Source organism: Burkholderia sp. MSMB1588 (genome assembly GCF_001546925.1).
In the GTDB taxonomy this organism is placed as follows: Bacteria; Pseudomonadota; Gammaproteobacteria; order Burkholderiales; family Burkholderiaceae; genus Burkholderia; species Burkholderia humptydooensis.
The window spans coordinates 604,483-622,391 of sequence record NZ_LNJS01000001.1 but is presented as its reverse complement, the minus strand read 5'-3'; the positions used below and the strand labels follow the sequence as shown (position 1 = coordinate 622,391).

Here is a 17,909-nt window from a genome sequence, read left to right as displayed (position 1 = left end):
GATAGACGCCCTCTAACGGAGCACGACATGTCTGGATCAGGATTCACCCACTTCGACGCCGCCGGCCATGCGCACATGGTCGACGTCGGCGGCAAGCAGGAAACGAAGCGCATCGCGGTGGCGCGCGGCGCGATCCGGATGCTGCCCGACACGCTCGCGCTGATCCGCGAGGGGCGCGCGAAGAAAGGCGACGTGCTCGGCGTCGCGCGAATCGCGGCGATCCAGGGCGCAAAGCGCACCGCCGATCTGATTCCGCTCTGCCATCCGCTCGCGCTCACGCGCGTCGCGGTCGATTTCGAATTCGACGACGCGCTGCCCGGCGTGCGTTGCAGCGCGCAGGTCGAGACGCTCGGGCGCACGGGCGTCGAAATGGAAGCGCTGACCGCGGTGCAGGTCGGGCTGCTGACCGTCTACGACATGTGCAAGGCGGTGGATCGCGGAATGACGATCACCGACGTGAGCGTGCGGGAAAAGCGCGGCGGGAAGTCGGGGGACTGGAAGGCGGACGAAGCCGGCGCGTGATGCGGCCGGTCGGCCGCTGATCACGCGCGCCTGGCCTGGTCCAGGCGCACGCGTCGCTCGCGACGTTCAGCGCGCTCGAAGCTTCGAACGACGGTTGCGCCAAGCCGGGACAGCGCCGGATGTCGTTCGCCCGTCACCGCCTGCGTCGGCGCGCTCAATGCGCTCCGACATGCGTCACCGCGACGCCCTCGCCTGCGGCTCGAACACGAACGGCCGCGTCAGCGTGAACGGATACGGCTCGCCGCCGCGCGCGGGCGTCTGCGAGCATGCGATCTTCGACATCGCGTCGACCGCCGCACGGTCCGCCGCGGCGTTCCGGCTGCTCGTCGTCACCGTGACGTTCTCCGTGTTGCCCGACGCCGTGATCATCGCGCGCACGAGTACGGTCGCCCGGCGCTCGAGCGGCTTCGCATTCTCCGGATATGCCGCGACGGGCATCGTGCATTCGAGCTTCGCCGCATCGCGCGGCGCGAACGCCGCACAGCCGGCGAACAGCGACGCGGCAAGGGGAAGCGCCAGGTACGTCGAGTAGGTCTTCATGTTCGTTGCGGTCCGTCTACAGCGTCCGTCGCGCGAATCGACAGCATGCGCGTCACGCGCCGCCGTGCGATTCCGCACCCCGTTACTCGTGGATGTTTCGTCCGCGCGGAGCGCCGGTGTCGGGCGCCGCGCGCGGTCCCAGGCGTTCGCCGCGTTCTGCCGACAGCGCTTACAACAGCGACTTCGCTTGCGACAACACCTTGTCGCACACCTGCTTCGTCAACTGCTGCTTGAAGCTTTGCCCGCCGGCCAGATCGAGCGTACGGCCGTTGCCGGCATCGAGAATCCCGTTCGCGCCGCTCGCATATGCGCTGTCCGACGTGACGCCGCCGCCCAGCTTGCTCATCAGCGCATCCTTGACCGACGATGCGCCGCCGTCGCCGAGATAGTTGTTCTTGATGCAGAACTGCAGCAGGCCCGCGACGTTACCGGTGCTGCCGGGCGTCAGCAGCGCGCCGGCCGACGCCGCGCCGCCGGCGCCGCCGAGATTGCCGAGCGCGCCGGCGATACCGCCCGCGCCGTTGCCGGCGTCGGCGCCTTGCTTGAGAAAATCGCCGAGTTGCGCATGCGCGGTCGAAAACGACAGGATGCTGGCAACCAGGATGCCTGCTGCGGCAATACGATGAGTACGCGTTTTCATGGGCTTTCTCTCAGGGCAGGAAATCGGTCCGGTCGATGGATACCGCGCCCAAGCATACCCGAACGACATCGCGCGCATCCGCTCGCGGCGGCTGGCGAGGCGCGAATGCGGCGAGATTTAACACTGGTTAACGTCATCTGCCATGAGGCGGCGGCGAGGCGGGATGCTCGCGGCGATTTCCAGCCGTGGTCTTGCTGCGATTGCTCGCGTCGGTCGTCCGTAGCGGCAAGGCCGTGCCGCCGCATGCGGCGGTTTCTCGATCGAGCGACGCGTTTCGAGCCGGCCGGCGATCAATCGTCGCTGTCGTCCTCCTCGTCGTCGACCGACAGGTTCGAGGCAGGCGTTCCGTACTTCACGACGAGCGCCGCCTTGAAGGGTTTCAGCGACGGCTGGTCGTCGAGCAGCTTGTACAGCGCGGCGAGCTGCACCGGCCAGTCGTGCAGTTCTTCCGCGAACACGCGCAATCGCTCGACCGTATCGAGCGCGTCGGCCTCGCGGCCGTCGAGCGCCTGCAACACCGCATAGCGGCGCAGCACCGTCTCGCCCGGCAGCAGCGCGATCGCGCGTTCGTGCGCGGCCAGCTTCGCCTGCAAATTGTCGCGCGAGATCGCGAGCAGCGTCGCCGCACCGTAATCGCCCCAAGCACCGAACAGGAACGACGGCTGCTCGCGGTACTGCTCGGCCGGATTCGTGCCGTAATACAGCACTTCGGCGCGCTGGTAGTCGCGCAGCACCGGGTACAGCGACGCGAGCCCCGCCACCGACAGCACCGCGAACAGCGCGAACGCCGCACGGCCCCGCAACACGCGCAGCGGCTTCGTCTCGAGCAGACCGATCACGAACATCACGGGCAGCAGGAAAAACGTGTACTGCTGCGGATACTCGACGAGCGCGTGCATCAGCACAATGCCGACGAGCGCGAAGCCAAATACGCGGCTCTCGGTATGCGGCACGCGCAGCGCGCGCACGAACCACGCAACGAGCGCGACGAGCAGCACGCCGAGGCCGAGCAGGCCGGATTTCGCAAGAAGATCGATGAAGATGTCGTGCGAGTTGTTCGCGATCTCGACGCCGCCCAGCCTGCGCACGAGCTCGAACTGGTGAATCGGGAATTCGCCCCAGCCGACGCCGAGCAGCGGATGCTCGCGGAACATCGTGAGGCCGTACTTCCAGAGCGCGAGGCGCGGCGCGATCTGGCCGGCGTCGCGCATGCGATCGGCGGCGGATTCCGCGAGACCGAGATGGTAGTGGACATTCGCCCAGCGCACCGCGACGTTGACCGCGACGAACAGCGCGCCCAGCACGACGGGAATCGCCCATGCGCGCGCGCGGCTCGCGGCCGGATCGCGCCGCGCCTGCGTGAACGCCATCCAGAAGCCGGCGACGACCATCACGCCGACCTGCAGCCACGGCCCGCGCGACACGGTGAGCGCAAGCCCGGCGGACAGGAGCGCCGACAGCGCCGCCCACGCAAGCGCCGGCATCCGCCGCGTCTGCACGAGATAGAGCGCGCCCGCGAGCGCGAACGCGATATAGGTCGCGAGGTGATTGGCCTGCGCCATGTTGCCGTACGGACGGCGGTCGACGGTCACGCCGTACGACACGACGAACGGCGAGAACGCCGTCTCCAGATGGAACAGTTGCACGAACTGGCAGGCGACTGCGACGATGCCGCCGACGATCGTCGCCCCCGCGATCATCCGCGCGGCCATGTCGACCATGTTCGCGCGCGCGAGCGCATAACCGGCCTGCATCGCGCCGAGCGCGCCCAGCAGGTAGCCCATCGCGAGCCAGTTCATCGAAGGCTGGCGCAGCGGCAGCAGCGCGATCTGCGCAAGCAATACCGCGCCGAATCCGAGCGGCGCGACGAGCGCCATCGGCGCGGCGAACGACTGCTCGGCGCGCTCGGCTTTCACGAGCAGCACGACGCTCGCGCCGAGCACCCAATACAAGGCGAACGCGGCAAACTCGGAATAGAAGGTCGGAATCGGGTACGTGTGGTTCGTGACCGCATACGGCAGGATCAGGGCGACGGCGAGCGCGATCAGCGATAAAGAACGCAGAAAAGAAGAAGGCATGAGCGAACCGGGTATCAGCAACCGGCGCACTATACAAAAAAAACCTCCCGCTGTGCGGGCGCGGACGCCCGACACGCACGGACATCATGCGACGCACCATCGCGGTGCGCGGCCGTCGCCGGACGGCCGCCAGTTCGCGCAAGGCCCGTGCCCGGCAATCGCGCCACTGCGCCGCCGCCCCTTCACGCGCGGCAATCGGGCGGCGCGAGCTTGCCGGCCAGCGTCGGCGCGTCGGTCGGCATCGGTCCGGCGCCCGGCGCGGGCAGCGACGACGACGCCTTGCCGTCCGCAAAGCACTCCCACGTGATCGCCCCCGCCTGAACGACGCCCTTCGACAACGCGACACGCGCCGTCGGCACGTCCGGCTGATCCGGCGACGACGGCACGAGCACGAGCGTATTCGCGCCCGCCGCCGCGACGCGCGTCGTGAAGGCGACGACGATCTGTCCGGAGTCGTCGTCGATCCGGATCGATTCGACGTTGCGCGTGGCGGGCGGCGACACATAGCCGCCCGAGAATCCATTGCCGCTCGCCGCATTCTCGGCGACAGCGAGCCGCGCGGATGCGGCGAGCGCGAGCCCCTCGCCGACCCGGCTGCGCGCGAGGTAATCCTGATACGCGGGGATCGCGTACGCGGCGACGACGCCCACGATCGCGAGCACGATCATCAATTCGATCAGCGTGAAGCCGCGGCCGCGCATCGCGCGCATCGACGCTCGCCGCGCGCGGCGCAGACCGCTCGTCACGCCCTTTTGCCGCCACACGAGCGGCGAAAGCGGCGAAAGCGGCGCAACCGGCGGTAAAACGGAAAGAACTTCGCTCATGACAGGCTCCGAAAACGAAACACGCCTGCCGGATCAGGCAGGCGTGTTGATCGTAGCCAGCGGACGGCAACGCGGGCAGTCGGCCGAACGGCCGACGCCGCGCGTTCGCGTCCGTCAGTGGGAATTCGTCGCGCTCGATACCGCGCGCCGCTTCTTCAGCGCATAGCCGGCGATCACGACGAAGAGCGCGCCCGCGGCGCTCGCGCCATAGATCGCGGCGGGCGTGTCGAGGAGCGGCCAGCGGTCGCCCGCCGGATCGTTGACCATCAGCCCGCCTGCGATCCAGCCGAGCAGCGCCGCGCCGAACGTGATGAAGATCGGTAAGCGGTCGAGCAGCTTGAGGACGAGCGTGCTGCCCCAGACGATGATCGGAATGCTGACGAGCAGGCCGAAGATCACGAGCGCGATCCGATGGCCTGGGTCCGCCTGTTCGGCCGCGCCCGCGATCGCGATCACGTTGTCGAGGCTCATCACCGCGTCGGCGATCACGATCGTCTTCACTGCATCCCACAGCTTGTCGGCGGGCTTGACGTTGTCGTGCGCGTCCTCGGCGGGCGCCATCAGCCGCACGCCGATCCACAGCAGCAGCACGCCGCCCGCAAACTTGAGAAGCGGCACGTCGAGCAGCAGCACCGCGAACGCGATCAGCACGACGCGCAGCGCGATCGCGCCGGCCGTCCCCCACAGCACGCCGCGCACGCGCTGCTGCGCGGGCAGATTGCGGCAGGCGAGCGCGATCACGACCGCGTTGTCTCCGCCGAGCAGGATATCGATGATGACGATCTGGAGAACGGCGCCCCAATGGAGCGAGGCAAAGAATTCGAGCATGAGAGCGAAGCAAAGGGGGTGAGACCGGCGGGCGTCGGCATGCGTTCGCCCGAGCCGGACCGCCCGGCGCGAGCCTGACGAAACGCTTGCGCGAGCATAACAAAAAACGCCGGCGGAACCGGCGTTTTTCGTGGCGATGAAACCGACGTTGCAGCGCGATGCTTACAGCGCCGCCTTCAGCAGGCGGCCCATTTCCGACGGATTGCGCGTGACCTTGATGCCGCACGCGTCCATGATTTCCAGCTTCGCTTCGGCCGTGTCCGCACCGCCCGAGATCAGCGCGCCGGCGTGGCCCATGCGCTTGCCCGGAGGCGCCGTGACGCCCGCGATGAAGCCGACGACAGGCTTCTTCATGTTGTCCTTGATCCACTGAGCCGCCGTGGCTTCGTCCGGACCGCCGATCTCGCCGATCATCACGACTGCGTCCGTATCCGGATCGTCGTTGAACATCTTCATCACGTCGATGTGCTTCAGACCGTTGATCGGGTCGCCGCCGATGCCGACCGCCGACGATTGGCCAAGGCCAAGCGCCGTCAGTTGCGCGACCGCTTCGTACGTCAGCGTGCCCGAGCGCGACACGACGCCGATGCGGCCCTTGCGGTGGATGTGGCCCGGCATGATGCCGATCTTCAGCTCGTCCGGCGTGATCGTGCCCGGGCAGTTCGGCCCGAGCAGCAGCGTCTTGCGGCCTTCGCGGCGCATGCGGTCCTTCACTTCGATCATGTCGCGCACGGGAATGCCTTCCGTGATGCAGATCGCGAGATCGAGATCGGCCTCGACCGCTTCCCAGATCGCCGCGGCGGCGCCCGCGGGCGGCACGTAGATGACCGACACGGTCGCGCCGGTTTCCGCCTTCGCTTCCTTGACGCTCGCGTAGATCGGAATGCCTTCGAAATCTTCGCCGGCGCGCTTCGGGTTCACGCCCGCGACGAACGCTTCGCGGCCGTTTGCGTACTCACGGCAGGCGCGCGTGTGGAACTGGCCGGTCTTGCCGGTGATGCCCTGCGTGATGACCTTCGTGTCTTTGTTGATCAGAATCGACATGTAATGACCTCTGTTCGATCGGCGTCGCGAGAAAAGCCGCGCCGCCATGCGTGTTCAATGTTGCGCTCGGAAAAACGCGGGGCTGCCCCGAGTCCTCCCGCCCCGCTTCGGGGGCCTGGCGCGCAGCGCCAGGTCGCGGGCGCTCGTTACTTGCCCGCAGCAGCCGCGACGACCTTCTGCGCGGCTTCTTCCATGCTGTCCGCCGAGATGATCGGCAGGCCGGATTCCGCAAGCATCTTCTTGCCGAGGTCTTCGTTCGTGCCCTTCATGCGCACGACGAGCGGCACGTTCAGGTTCACGGCCTTCGAGCCCGCGATCACGCCTTCCGCGATCACGTCGCAGCGCATGATGCCGCCGAAGATGTTCACGAGGATCGCCTTCAGGCCCGGGTTCTTCAGCATCAGCTTGAACGCTTCGGTGACTTTCTCGGTCGTCGCGCCGCCGCCGACGTCGAGGAAGTTCGCCGGCTCGCCGCCGAACAGCTTGATCGTGTCCATCGTCGCCATCGCGAGGCCCGCGCCGTTCACGAGGCAGCCGATGTTGCCGTCGAGCGAGATATACGCGAGGTCGAACTTCGACGCTTCGATTTCAGCCGGATCTTCTTCGTCGAGATCGCGGTACGCGACGATTTCCGGATGACGGAACAGCGCGTTCGAATCGAAGTTGAACTTCGCGTCGAGCGCGATCACCTTGCCGTCGCCCGTCAGCACGAGCGGGTTGATTTCGGCGAGCGACGCGTCCGTTTCCCAGAACGACTTGTACAGGCCCTTCAGGATTTCGCGCGCTTGCGGGATCGATGCATCCGGCACGCCGATCTTCTTCGCGAGATCGTCGGCTTCGGCGTCCTGCAGCCCCAGCGACGGCTCGACGGCGACCTTGTGGATCGCTTCCGGCGTCTTTTCCGCAACTTCCTCGATGTCCATGCCGCCTTCGCTCGACGCCATCACGACGACCTTCTGCGACACGCGATCGATCACGATGCCGACATACAGTTCCTTCCTGATGTCCGCGCCTTCCTCGATCAGCAGACGGTTGACCTTCTGGCCTTCCGGACCCGTCTGGTGCGTCTTCAGTTGCATGCCGAGGATCTGGTCCGCGTACTCGCGCACTTGCTCGAGCGACTTCGCGACCTTCACGCCGCCGCCCTTGCCGCGACCGCCCGCATGAATCTGGGCCTTGACGACCCAGACCGGGCCGCCCAGCTCTTCCGCCACCTTGACGGCCTCGTCCACCGAGAACGCCGGCTTGCCGCGCGGGACCGCGACTCCGAATTTCCGCAGGATTTCCTTACCCTGGTACTCGTGAATCTTCATGCGTGATTCCTTCAGTCTGTGAGTTGGCTAAAAAAAGTCGATTGACGATCGCTTCTTCTGACGATTCAAGCGCTCGCCCTCATTCCTTCGCACTGTCCGAGCCCTCGCGCGCGGAGCCGCTCGCGCCGTACCAGCGCGGATAGAACTGCCGAACCGCCTCCCCGTCGAACCGCAGCGCGTGACAGCGGCCGAGCTGGAACGGCGGCTCGTCGGCCGCGCGGTCGCGCCCGGTCGCGCCATCGCCCGACAGCTCGTGCACGTTCCATACGTCGCCCGCGAACGCCTGAATCGCGGCCGTCGGCAACACCGCGCACAGCTCGGTCAGATGCGAGCAGCCGGCGACGCCGGACAGCAGCCGGGACACGTCGCGACGGAAATGGCGGAAGAGATTGAGTCCGATGAGGACGCGGTAGGCGGGTTTGGCTGCTTCGCATTGACCGGGATAGGGCACCCAGTCCGACGACGTGTCGGCGTCGACGATATTCAGCTCCCGATCGATCGTCACGCGCAGCCAGAGTTCGTGGATCGGCAGGCCGTTCGGCCTGACGCTCGACGCAAGCGTCACGTCGCGAGGCTTGTGATCGGTCAGGCAGGCTTCGATGTCCCACAAGCCGTCGGCGCGCTCGTAGGCTTCCGCTCGAATTGCGCGGCGATGGCGCAACTGTCGGGGGACGGGCTCGGGTAGCGGCATGCGGAAAGTGAAGCCGAAGAGGAAACTCGGCGATTCTAGCATATCGTCCACACCGGCCCGGTCTGGCCCCGTGCGGGGTTTCGAGGGTTTTGGGGGGATTGGACGGGGCCTGCAATCGGCAAGGCATCGTGGCCGCTCGCCCGGCCGTTGCAGGACATTCTTGCGAAATTCCCACACCGGCTCGATGTCAGGCCGGCGACGAGAGCCCGCGAGAGCCCGCAAAAACGAATCAGCGAAAACGAGCCGGCGAAGTGGGCTCGCCCCGCTCAATCGCCACCGAATTCGTCGACATCGCCTTTCAGCAGCTTCGCGATCGTCGCACTCGAAAAACCGCGCATCGCGAGAAAACGCGCCTGCTTCGCGCGTTCCGCCGGCGTTTGCGGCGCCGTGCCGAACTTCTTGCGCCAGACCGCCTGCGCGCGCTCGAACTCGCTCTCGCGCAGCCGCGAGCCAACGGACTCGACGAGCGCGTCGCCCACCGCGTGGCGCTTCAGTTCGCTGACGATGCGCGCCGAACCGACGCGCGACGCGCGCCGATGCACGAGACTTTCGGCGAACCGCGAATCGGACAGCCAGTTTTCCCGCTCGAGCGCGTCGAGCAGCGATTCGATATCGTCGCTTTCGTCGGCATACGGCGCGAGCTTGCGCGCGAGCTCCGCGCGACTGTATTCGCGGCGCGACAGATAGGCGACCGCACGCCCTTTCAGCGTGCGTGCCGGACGTTGCGATGCCGACGAGCGTTCCGCATCATCCACATCCGATGTGGACGAATCGGAATGGAAAGGCGATGCGCGCCGCCGCGGCCGGGGCCCGGCCTGGCTCGTGCGCGTATAGACGTCGCCGGCAACCGCCCCCCGCGCCGCGGCGGACGAAACACCCACCGGCGCACGCTGCCGCGCGTCATCGTGCGCATCGAACGATTCATATGGATCGAACGGCTCATCCGATTCGGACGCAACCGATCGCCGAAACGAAACGAGGGCATCGCCGGATGCCCTCGCTGCCGGGCGGCCAGACGGCCGCCCTTCGCCCGAAACCGTCGTGCGCGTTTCGCATTCGGCGTGAGGCTCGCCGGCGGACACCGCCCGCGCACCGCGCGCTGTCTGCTGCGAATCCGCGCCCTGCCGGTTCTTGCGCATTACTCCTCTTCGTCCATGATCTCGGCTGCGGAATCGGCGCCCTGCGGCATCGCGGCGACACCGAGCGACTCGCGAATGCGATTCTCGATATCGCGCGCGATTTCCGGATTCTCGCGCAGGAATTCGCGCGCGTTGTCCTTGCCCTGGCCGATCTTCTCGCCGTTATAGCTGTACCACGCGCCCGCCTTGTCGACGATCTTCGCCTGGACGCCGAGATCGATGATCTCGCCCTGGCGCGAGATGCCTTCGCCGTACAGGATGTCGAAGATCGCTTCGCGGAACGGCGGCGACACCTTGTTCTTGACGACCTTCACGCGCGTTTCGTTGCCTATCACCTCGTCGTTCTTCTTGATCGAGCCGATCCGGCGGATATCGAGACGCACCGACGAATAGAACTTGAGCGCGTTGCCGCCCGTCGTGGTTTCCGGGTTGCCGAACATCACGCCGATCTTCATCCGGATCTGGTTGATGAAGATCACGAGGCAGTTCGTGCGCTTGATCGAGCCCGTCAGCTTGCGCAGCGCCTGGGACATCAGGCGGGCCTGCAGGCCGGGCAGCGCGTCGCCCATCTCGCCTTCGATTTCGGCCTTCGGCACGAGCGCCGCGACCGAGTCGATGACGATCATGTCGATCGAGCCCGAGCGGACCAGCGCGTCGACGATTTCGAGCGCCTGCTCGCCCGTGTCCGGCTGCGAGATCAGCAGCTCCGGCACGTTCACGCCGAGCTTCGACGCATACTGGACGTCGAGTGCGTGCTCCGCGTCGATGAACGCCGCGGTGCCGCCCAGCTTCTGCATCTCGGCGACCACCTGCAGCGTGAGCGTCGTCTTGCCGGACGATTCCGGCCCGTAGATTTCGACCACACGGCCGCGCGGCAGGCCGCCGACGCCGAGCGCGATATCGAGACCGAGCGAGCCCGTGGACACCACCTGGATATCCTCGACTGCCTCGCCGTCGCCGAGCCGCATGATCGACCCTTTGCCGAACTGCTTCTCGATCTGCGCGAGCGCGGCAGCAAGCGCCTTGCTCTTCTCTGCAGTCAGCCCGGAGCCTTTCTTGCTTTCTTCCATGAATCGTCCTTTGCTATGATGAGCAGCGTCTGATACGGACGCACCGGCTTCGACACGGCCAGCAAGCCGTTAGGTGCGCGAATGCAGACACTGTATAAAAAAACAGTGGTTTATGCAAGCCCGCGTTGCAGGCAGGCATCGCCGCATATTTCGGAGACAGCCGCGCGCAGCGTCATTGCCGCGGAGCGGCAATCGGTTGCGCATCATGCGAATTCTCATCGCCGAAGACGACAGCATACTCGCGGACGGCCTCACCCGGTCGCTCCGCCAATCGGGCTATGCCGTCGACCACGTGAGGAACGGCGTCGAGGCCGACACGGCCTTGTCGATGCAGACTTTCGACCTGCTGATCCTCGATCTCGGCCTGCCCAGGATGTCCGGCCTCGACGTGCTGCGCCGCCTGCGCGCGCGCAATTCGAACCTGCCCGTGCTGATCCTGACGGCCGCCGACAGCGTCGACGAGCGCGTGAAGGGGCTCGACCTCGGCGCCGACGACTACATGGCGAAGCCGTTCGCGCTCAACGAGCTCGAAGCGCGCGTGCGCGCGCTGACGCGGCGCGGCGCGGGCGGCGGGCCGACCGTCGTGCGGCACGGCTCGCTGTCGTTCGACCAGGTCGGCCGGATCGCATATGCGAACGGCCGCGTGCTCGACCTGTCCGCGCGCGAGCTCGGGCTGCTCGAAGTGCTGCTGCAGCGCATCGGCCGGCTCGTGTCGAAGGAGCAGCTCGTCGACCATCTGTGCGAATGGGGCGAGGAAGTCAGCAACAACGCGATCGAGGTCTACGTCCACCGGCTGCGCAAGAAGATCGAGCCGAGCGGCGTGCGGATCACGACCGTGCGCGGCCTCGGCTACTGCCTCGAGAAAGCCGCGCCCGCGAGCGACGCGCCGAACGCCGCCGCGCCGCAACCGGCCGAAACCGCCGCGAGCCAGCCGCTGCGCTAGCGCCGTCGACGAGCGAGCGGCCGATGGCCACGCCAGTCCGTTCCGTCCACGCCGCGCGACGCGCGGCCGCCGCGGAGCCCGATACGGACGCCGCGCGCGACGCGCGTTACGAGAACCCGTTCGCGCCGCCGGACGAAACCGACGCCGCCGAAGGCCCCCGCCCCCGCTCGCTATTCGGCGAGATTCTCGACTGGATGCTCGCGCCGCTCCTCCTGCTGTGGCCGATGAGCATCGCCGTCACCTATCTCGTCGCGAAAACGATCGCGAACGGCCCGTTCGATCGCGCGCTCGAGACCGACGCATACGTACTCGCGCGGCAGATCACGCCGGTCAACGGCGTCGCCGAGCTGAGGCTGCCGCAGGCGACGCTCGACTTCCTGCGCGCCGACAACGTCGACAGCCTCTACTTCCAGGTGCTCGGCACGCGCGGCGAGCTCGTCGCGGGCGAAGCCGACCTGCCGCTGCCGCGCGACGACGACCGGCCGCCGCCCGGCGTCGTCGTGTTCCGCGACGATCTGCTGCGCGGCAACGACGTGCGCGTCGCGTACACGACCGTCGCGCTGCCGGGCGCGACGGGCTCGCAGCCCGTGCTCGTGCAGATCGGCGAAACGCTCGACAAGCGCAACGCGCTTGCGAACGACATCATCAAGGGCGTGATCCTGCCGCAATTCGTGATCCTGCCGCTCGCGATCCTGCTCGTCTGGTTCGGGCTGTCGCGCGGGCTCGCGCCGCTCACCGCGCTGCAGGCGCACATCCGCGGCCGGCGCCCGGACGACCTGTCGCCCGTCGAGGCGCGGCGCGCGCCGCCCGAGATCGAGCCGCTCGTCACGTCGTTCAACGATCTGCTCGCGCGCCTCGAGCAGAACATCACGCTGCAAAAGCGCTTCATCGCCGATGCCGCGCACCAGATGAAGACGCCGCTCGCGGGCCTGCGCACGCAGGCCGAATTCGCGCTGCGCCACGAGGTGCCGAACGACGTCGCGCGCTCGCTCGAGCAGATCGCGACGAGCTCCGAGCAGGCGGCGCGGCTCGTCACGCAACTGCTCGCGCTCGCGCGCGCGGAAAACCGCGCGACGGGGCTCACGTTCGAGCCCGTCGAGATCGCGACGCTCGCGCGACAGGCCGTGCGCGACTGGGTGCAGGCCGCGCTCGCGAAGCAGATGGACCTCGGCTACGAAGGCCCGGACGCCGACTCGGAGCCGCTTCGCATCGACGGGCATCCGGTGATGCTGCGCGAGATGCTCGGCAACCTGATCGACAACGCGATCCGCTACACGCCGGCGGGCGGCCGCATCACCGTGCGCGTGCGCGCCGATCGCGCGGCGCGCGTCGTGCATCTCGAAGTCGAGGATACGGGCCCCGGCATTCCGGCAAGCGAGCGCGAACGCGTCGTCGAGCGCTTCTACCGGATACTCGGCCGCGAAGGCGACGGCAGCGGGCTCGGCCTTGCGATCGTCCGCGAGATCGTCGCGCAGCACGGCGGCACGCTGACGATCGGCGACAACGTGTATCAGACGTCGCCGCGCCTCGCGGGCACGCTCGTGCGCGTGAGCGTCGGCTTACGGCGCGAGGCCCCGGAATAACCCTAAGCGAAGCCGCCGCCCGCCTCTCGCCAGAGGCACAGTATCGAAATTTGACAGCAAGTTAAAAGAAGATGAAAGACAAACCAAGATGTAATGCGCAAATTGCCGGCGCGCGATTTTGACGCGGCGAGTCAGTGCGCCGTAAGTTTGCCCTCCAATAATCGACTCGGAGCCGCCCTCCCGAGAGGACGCGCGACCCTATATCAAAATTGGAGACATTCATGGCAACGGTTGGCGGACAAATTGCGCACGCGCCGATGACGGGCGACGAAAAGCGCGTGATCTTCGCATCGTCGCTCGGCACCGTGTTCGAGTGGTACGACTTCTACCTGGCCGGCTCGCTCGCGGCCTACATCAGCAAGAGCTTCTTTTCCGGCGTCAATCCGACCGCGGCGTTCATCTTCACGCTGCTCGGCTTCGCGGCGGGCTTCGCGGTCCGGCCGTTCGGCGCGATCGTGTTCGGCCGCCTCGGCGATCTCGTCGGCCGCAAGCACACGTTCCTCATCACGATCGTGATCATGGGGATCTCGACCTTCGTCGTCGGCTTCCTGCCGGGCTACACGTCGATCGGCATCGCCGCGCCCGTGATCTTCATCGCGATGCGGCTGCTGCAAGGCCTCGCGCTCGGCGGCGAGTACGGCGGCGCGGCGACCTACGTCGCCGAGCACGCGCCCGGGCATCGCCGCGGCTTCTACACGGCGTGGATCCAGACGACCGCGACGCTCGGCCTCTTCCTGTCGCTCCTCGTGATCCTCGGCGTGCGCACCGCGATCGGCGAGGAAGCGTTCGGCACCTGGGGTTGGCGCGTGCCGTTCGTCGCGTCGATCCTGCTGCTCGCCGTGTCCGTGTGGATCCGGCTGCAGTTGAACGAATCGCCGGTGTTCCTGCGGATCAAGGCCGAAGGCAAGACGTCGAAGGCGCCGATCAAGGAAGCGTTCGGCCAGTGGAAGAACCTGAAGATCGTGATTCTCGCGCTCGTCGGGCTGACGGCCGGCCAGGCGGTCGTCTGGTACACGGGTCAGTTCTACGCGCTCTTCTTCCTCACGCAGACGCTGAAGGTCGACGGCGCGAGCGCGAACATCCTGATTGCGCTCGCGCTCCTGATCGGCACGCCGTTCTTCGTGTTCTTCGGCTCGCTGTCGGACAGGATCGGTCGCAAGCCGATCATCCTCGCCGGCTGCCTGATCGCCGCGCTCACCTACTTCCCGCTCTTCAAGGCGCTTACGCACTTCGCGAATCCGGCGCTGGAGGCGGCGACGCAGAAAGCGCCGATCACGGTGATCGCGAATCCGGGCGAATGCTCGTTCCAGTTCAACCCGGTGGGCACCGCGAAGTTCACGTCGTCGTGCGACATCGCGAAGAGCGCGCTCGCGAAGGCGGGCCTCAACTACGAAAACGTCACCGCGCCGCCTGGCACGCTCGCGAAGATCAAGATCGGCGACTCGGCGATCGACACGTACGACGGCAAGGCCGCCGACGCGAAGGACAAGGCGAAGGCGTTCGACAAGACGCTCGCGTCGACGCTGAAGGCGGCGGGCTATCCGGCGAAGGCCGATCCGGCGCAGCTCAACTGGCCGATGACGACGGTGATCCTCGCGATTCTCGTGATCTACGTGACGATGGTGTACGGGCCGATCGCGGCGATGCTGGTCGAGATGTTCCCGACGCGAATCCGCTATACGTCGATGTCGCTGCCATATCACATCGGCAACGGCTGGTTTGGCGGCTTCCTGCCGGCGACCGCGTTCGCGATCGTCGCGGCGAATGGCGACATCTATTCGGGGCTCTGGTATCCGATCGGCGTCGCGCTCGTCACGTTCGTGATCGGGCTGCTGTTCGTGAAGGAAACCAAGGATTCGAATATTTACGCGCAGGATTGAGGAAGGGCGGGCCGGGGCGCGGGTAGTGCCGTCGTGAAGTGGCGGGACGCGGCCGGACGATGACGAAGCGCGCCCGCCCTCGCCGCGACACCCTCCACTTTTTTGAGGAGGTCGACAAAAAGGGCTTGACACGCCCTGGGCCGACCTCCATAATTCGCTTTCTGTTGGCGAATTAGCTCAGTCGGTTAGAGCGACGGAATCATAATCCGCAGGTCCGGGGTTCGAGTCCCTGATTCGCCACCAAATCTCGAAAGCCCTTTGCAATCAGCAGGTTGCAGAGGGCTTTGTCTTACTGGTTTGCCTGTTGGTGTACCTGACCACCAACGATGAACCTGCCAAACCTCACGCAGTCACGACACGCTACCTTCTATCTTCGGCTACAGCGGAACGGTGTAGATTGTCGGGTCAGCCTTTGGACCAAGATCAGTTCAAACGAGAAGGGGGTATGCAAATTGTGGATAATTAGCTGGTTTTCCCGCCCACTCATTGTTGGAATTACTCAGGACGACGGCCAAACCTTCCGCCAGAGCCTTGGGCTGGCATATGGGTGGGCAGGTGCAGCTATTCTGTGTATGTTCTTCTTGCATTTGTCAATCGATACTGCGCCAGGAAAATTCTTCTTGATATTTTTTACCGTATGCGCATTGCCGTGCTTCCTACTGATACGCAAAGTACGGAAGGTTTCTGCGGACCATTCTTACTGAGCACTCGATAAAAAAGCACCCTCGAGGTGCTTTTTTGTTCTTCACAGCCCACTCAAGATGATGGCATTTTTCTTCCTCGTTTTTACAGGTCTATTGGGATCTTTCACCAATTTTGGGCGAACAAAACCCGCCGAACCTTCTGGAAGCCAAATCACCTCACCATGCCTCATGACATAAGTAAGGGGAATCTTTGGATTATTAATATCTTTCCCTCCCCTATCATGCCACTTCTTTTCCCAACTTGAATAATAGAACTCCAAGTGCTTGGGCTTCAAACGATAAATAACCTGCAGCTCAATATTCTTGAATGCCGCAAAATACCAATCCACTTTGCGATACTTTTCAATAATAGCAGGATTCAAGTGGTGGTGGGTCGTGAATTGGTGTTGCAAATCCAAATTCACAGTTTTAATTTCATACTCATTTCCATCTTTATCAACGGCGTCATTCCCTTCCCGAGCCCCGTCAGTGCTAAGCCCAAGAATCATTAGCAACTGGAGATACTTTCCTCCGTTGTCCTGAAAAATGTCGTTTATCTTGTATTTTGACGCCAGGGCTTGGTATTCCCGAATATATGGGAAAAGTCTGTCGAATTTCTGTTTATCAGCTTCTTCTACGGGACTATTCATTTGGCGTCAGTAGCTCTCTGATATCAACACCAAGAGCCACTGCCAGCCGTTCCATGTTATCGACCGTGATGTTTCGCTCTCCTCGCTCCACCGAGCTGACATAGGTGCGGTGAAGATTGCAGAGCTCGGCCAGCTTTTCCTGGGAAATCCCCTGAGAAATCCTGACCTCTTTCATTCGTTTGGCAAAAATGAGTCTGGCTGACATGCTTATTGGTGCATGTTGGAAAGCACCGAGTGTCAGCACTTGACAACTTTGAGTCTACAGACTATAAGTTTCTCCTTGCTCATGTTTCCCCTCTCAGCCACTGATGTTCACAACCCTCAAACAGCCCCCCTTGTACACCACTTCGCTGGGACAGGCCTACCTTGCTGATTCGCTGGACATGCTGGCACAGCTACCAGACAACTCGGTCAATCTGGTGCTGACCTCTCCCCCGTTCGCGCTGCAACGAAAAAAAGAGTATGGGAACAAAGACGAGGTCGACTATGTCGATTGGTTGGCTCAGTTTGCAAAGCTCGTTTTCCAGAAGCTGACTCCTGACGGTTCATTTGTGGTTGACCTTGGCGGAGCATATCGCAAGGGTGTTCCTGTTCGTAGTCTTTACAATTACCGCGCTTTGATTAAATTCTGCGATGAAATTGGCTTTCACCTTGCAGAAGAATTTTTCTGGTTCAATCCAAGCAAGCTACCCTCACCCATTGAATGGGTAAATAAGCGAAAAATTCGCGCAAAGGATTCTGTAAACACCGTCTGGTGGTTCTCCAAGACGGAATGGCCCAAGGCTGACGTTTCTAAGGTTCTGACTGAATATTCAGAACGGATGAAGAAGCTGATTAAAGACCCGGAGGCTTACTACTCCCCTGCCAAGAGACCGTCAGGTCACGATATTGGCTCTGGCTTTGGCAAAGACAACGGTGGGGCGATACCCTCCAACTTGCTTCAAATTCCCAATTCAGAAGCAAGTTCAAAATATTTGAAACTCTGCAAGGAAATTGGAATTCAAGCTCACCCAGCAAGATTTCCAGCCAAGCTACCCGAATTCTTTATTCGTTATTTGACGGAACCGAACGACTTGGTCGTAGATATTTTTGCTGGCTCGAATACAACGGGATTCGTATGCGAACAGGAAGAACGCCGCTGGTTGGCTTTTGAAGAAATACCAGAATACCTGTCCGCTTCTGTATTCCGATTTATGCAAGACGAGCCACTAGATAAAATAAAAGCGGCCTATGAAGATCTAATGGCAGGAAAACCAAGAAATCTTCATACTACCGAACACCAACCTTGGTTAATATGAGAGAAAGCTCCTTCAGGGGCTTTTTTATTATCTATGCACTCAATCGCCGTGCAGGCTCTTCAAGAAGTCTGCCTGTCAGCATCGCACTACGTGCTACGGTACGATAAATTGGTGTCAGGTGTACCTGATGGTGCACCTCTTTTTCATTCCACCATACGAGATGAACTCAGTAAGGCACTGATT

At 64.0% G+C, this 17,909-nt stretch carries 17 protein-coding genes and 1 tRNA gene; 6 read left to right on the top strand and 12 right to left on the bottom strand.

Annotated elements, in window-relative coordinates; all coding sequences use genetic code 11:
- Positions 1–27 precede the first annotated feature (27 nt).
- A complete protein-coding gene (gene moaC / locus WS92_RS14540; RefSeq protein ID WP_009911355.1) occupies positions 28–522 on the top strand; it encodes a cyclic pyranopterin monophosphate synthase MoaC in 495 nt (164 codons plus the stop codon).
- 174 nt (positions 523–696) lie between these two features.
- On the opposite strand, the gene WS92_RS14535 is transcribed toward moaC, so the two are convergent.
- The 10 genes from WS92_RS14535 to recA form a co-directional block, all read right to left on the bottom strand.
- The gene (locus tag WS92_RS14535; RefSeq protein WP_059931261.1) at positions 697–1,062 is read right to left on the bottom strand and encodes a TonB family protein; all 366 of its coding nucleotides are present in this window, start codon (positions 1,060–1,062) and stop codon (positions 697–699) included.
- 169 nt (positions 1,063–1,231) lie between these two features.
- Positions 1,232–1,702 carry a YjjA family protein gene (locus WS92_RS14530; RefSeq protein ID WP_015601045.1) on the bottom strand — a complete coding sequence of 157 codons (471 nt, stop codon included), beginning with the start codon at positions 1,700–1,702 and terminating at the stop codon, positions 1,232–1,234.
- A gap of 290 nt (positions 1,703–1,992) precedes the next feature.
- A complete protein-coding gene (locus WS92_RS14525) occupies positions 1,993–3,780 on the bottom strand; it encodes a PglL family O-oligosaccharyltransferase (RefSeq protein ID WP_059931259.1) in 1,788 nt (595 codons plus the stop codon).
- Between the two features lie 182 nt (positions 3,781–3,962).
- Positions 3,963–4,481, bottom strand: a complete 519-nt coding sequence (pilA, locus tag WS92_RS14520; protein WP_061083893.1) for a type IV pilus assembly protein PilA — start codon at positions 4,479–4,481, stop codon at positions 3,963–3,965.
- Positions 4,482–4,718: 237 nt separating this feature from the next.
- Entirely contained in the window at positions 4,719–5,432 is a 714-nt protein-coding gene (locus tag WS92_RS14515; RefSeq protein WP_059931254.1) for a TerC family protein, read from the bottom strand.
- 162 nt (positions 5,433–5,594) lie between these two features.
- Positions 5,595–6,476, bottom strand: a complete 882-nt coding sequence (gene sucD, locus WS92_RS14510; protein WP_009911351.1) for a succinate--CoA ligase subunit alpha — start codon at positions 6,474–6,476, stop codon at positions 5,595–5,597.
- Between the two features lie 146 nt (positions 6,477–6,622).
- On the bottom strand, positions 6,623–7,804 hold the full coding sequence (gene sucC, locus WS92_RS14505) for an ADP-forming succinate--CoA ligase subunit beta (RefSeq protein WP_258006876.1): 1,182 nt from the start codon (positions 7,802–7,804) through the stop codon (positions 6,623–6,625).
- A 64-nt stretch (positions 7,805–7,868) separates the two neighbouring features.
- A complete protein-coding gene (locus tag WS92_RS14500) occupies positions 7,869–8,480 on the bottom strand; it encodes a DUF2889 domain-containing protein (RefSeq protein WP_059931252.1) in 612 nt (203 codons plus the stop codon).
- A gap of 266 nt (positions 8,481–8,746) precedes the next feature.
- Positions 8,747–9,619, bottom strand: a complete 873-nt coding sequence (recX, locus tag WS92_RS14495) for a recombination regulator RecX (RefSeq protein WP_059931250.1) — start codon at positions 9,617–9,619, stop codon at positions 8,747–8,749.
- The gene (recA, locus tag WS92_RS14490; protein ID WP_015600328.1) at positions 9,619–10,689 is read right to left on the bottom strand and encodes a recombinase RecA; all 1,071 of its coding nucleotides are present in this window, start codon (positions 10,687–10,689) and stop codon (positions 9,619–9,621) included. The genes recX and recA overlap by 1 nt, the downstream gene beginning before the upstream one ends.
- 205 nt (positions 10,690–10,894) lie before the next feature.
- On the opposite strand from recA, the gene WS92_RS14485 reads away from it, so the two are divergent.
- The 4 genes from WS92_RS14485 (at position 10,895) to WS92_RS14470 (ending at position 15,338) form a co-directional block, all read left to right on the top strand.
- Complete coding sequence (locus WS92_RS14485; RefSeq protein ID WP_015601581.1) at positions 10,895–11,632, top strand: response regulator transcription factor; 738 nt, start codon at positions 10,895–10,897, stop codon at positions 11,630–11,632.
- Positions 11,633–11,655: 23 nt separating this feature from the next.
- A complete protein-coding gene (locus tag WS92_RS14480; protein WP_059931248.1) occupies positions 11,656–13,215 on the top strand; it encodes a sensor histidine kinase N-terminal domain-containing protein in 1,560 nt (519 codons plus the stop codon).
- Positions 13,216–13,436: 221 nt separating this feature from the next.
- On the top strand, positions 13,437–15,095 hold the full coding sequence (locus tag WS92_RS14475) for an MFS transporter (RefSeq protein ID WP_015600611.1): 1,659 nt from the start codon (positions 13,437–13,439) through the stop codon (positions 15,093–15,095).
- Positions 15,096–15,261: 166 nt separating this feature from the next.
- A tRNA-Met gene (locus WS92_RS14470) sits at positions 15,262–15,338 on the top strand.
- Positions 15,339–15,840: 502 nt separating this feature from the next.
- Here WS92_RS14470 and WS92_RS32195 read toward each other — a convergent pair.
- Together WS92_RS32195 and WS92_RS35820 are read right to left on the bottom strand one after the other, a co-directional pair.
- A complete protein-coding gene (locus WS92_RS32195) occupies positions 15,841–16,428 on the bottom strand; it encodes a restriction endonuclease (protein ID WP_171845222.1) in 588 nt (195 codons plus the stop codon).
- Positions 16,421–16,633 carry a helix-turn-helix domain-containing protein gene (locus tag WS92_RS35820; protein ID WP_061083862.1) on the bottom strand — a complete coding sequence of 71 codons (213 nt, stop codon included), beginning with the start codon at positions 16,631–16,633 and terminating at the stop codon, positions 16,421–16,423. The genes WS92_RS32195 and WS92_RS35820 overlap by 8 nt, the downstream gene beginning before the upstream one ends.
- Positions 16,634–16,736: 103 nt before the next feature.
- Here WS92_RS35820 and WS92_RS32190 point away from each other — a divergent pair, with 103 nt between their 5' ends.
- Positions 16,737–17,726, top strand: a complete 990-nt coding sequence (locus WS92_RS32190; protein ID WP_082743646.1) for a DNA-methyltransferase — start codon at positions 16,737–16,739, stop codon at positions 17,724–17,726.
- The last annotated feature ends 183 nt before the right edge of the window (positions 17,727–17,909 follow it).

Coding starts and splice junctions, on each gene's coding strand:
- moaC (WP_009911355.1), top strand. CDS start 28: ATGTCTGGATCAGGATTCACCCACTTCGACGCCGCCGGCCATGCGCAC.
- WS92_RS14535 (WP_059931261.1), bottom strand. CDS start 1,062: ATGAAGACCTACTCGACGTACCTGGCGCTTCCCCTTGCCGCGTCGCTG.
- WS92_RS14530 (WP_015601045.1), bottom strand. CDS start 1,702: ATGAAAACGCGTACTCATCGTATTGCCGCAGCAGGCATCCTGGTTGCC.
- WS92_RS14525 (WP_059931259.1), bottom strand. CDS start 3,780: ATGCCTTCTTCTTTTCTGCGTTCTTTATCGCTGATCGCGCTCGCCGTC.
- pilA (WP_061083893.1), bottom strand. CDS start 4,481: ATGCGCGGCCGCGGCTTCACGCTGATCGAATTGATGATCGTGCTCGCG.
- WS92_RS14515 (WP_059931254.1), bottom strand. CDS start 5,432: ATGCTCGAATTCTTTGCCTCGCTCCATTGGGGCGCCGTTCTCCAGATC.
- sucD (WP_009911351.1), bottom strand. CDS start 6,476: ATGTCGATTCTGATCAACAAAGACACGAAGGTCATCACGCAGGGCATC.
- WS92_RS14500 (WP_059931252.1), bottom strand. CDS start 8,480: ATGCCGCTACCCGAGCCCGTCCCCCGACAGTTGCGCCATCGCCGCGCA.
- recX (WP_059931250.1), bottom strand. CDS start 9,619: ATGCGCAAGAACCGGCAGGGCGCGGATTCGCAGCAGACAGCGCGCGGT.
- recA (WP_015600328.1), bottom strand. CDS start 10,689: ATGGAAGAAAGCAAGAAAGGCTCCGGGCTGACTGCAGAGAAGAGCAAG.
- WS92_RS14485 (WP_015601581.1), top strand. CDS start 10,895: ATGCGAATTCTCATCGCCGAAGACGACAGCATACTCGCGGACGGCCTC.
- WS92_RS14480 (WP_059931248.1), top strand. CDS start 11,656: ATGGCCACGCCAGTCCGTTCCGTCCACGCCGCGCGACGCGCGGCCGCC.
- WS92_RS14475 (WP_015600611.1), top strand. CDS start 13,437: ATGGCAACGGTTGGCGGACAAATTGCGCACGCGCCGATGACGGGCGAC.
- WS92_RS32195 (WP_171845222.1), bottom strand. CDS start 16,428: ATGAATAGTCCCGTAGAAGAAGCTGATAAACAGAAATTCGACAGACTT.
- WS92_RS35820 (WP_061083862.1), bottom strand. CDS start 16,633: ATGTCAGCCAGACTCATTTTTGCCAAACGAATGAAAGAGGTCAGGATT.
- WS92_RS32190 (WP_082743646.1), top strand. CDS start 16,737: ATGTTCACAACCCTCAAACAGCCCCCCTTGTACACCACTTCGCTGGGA.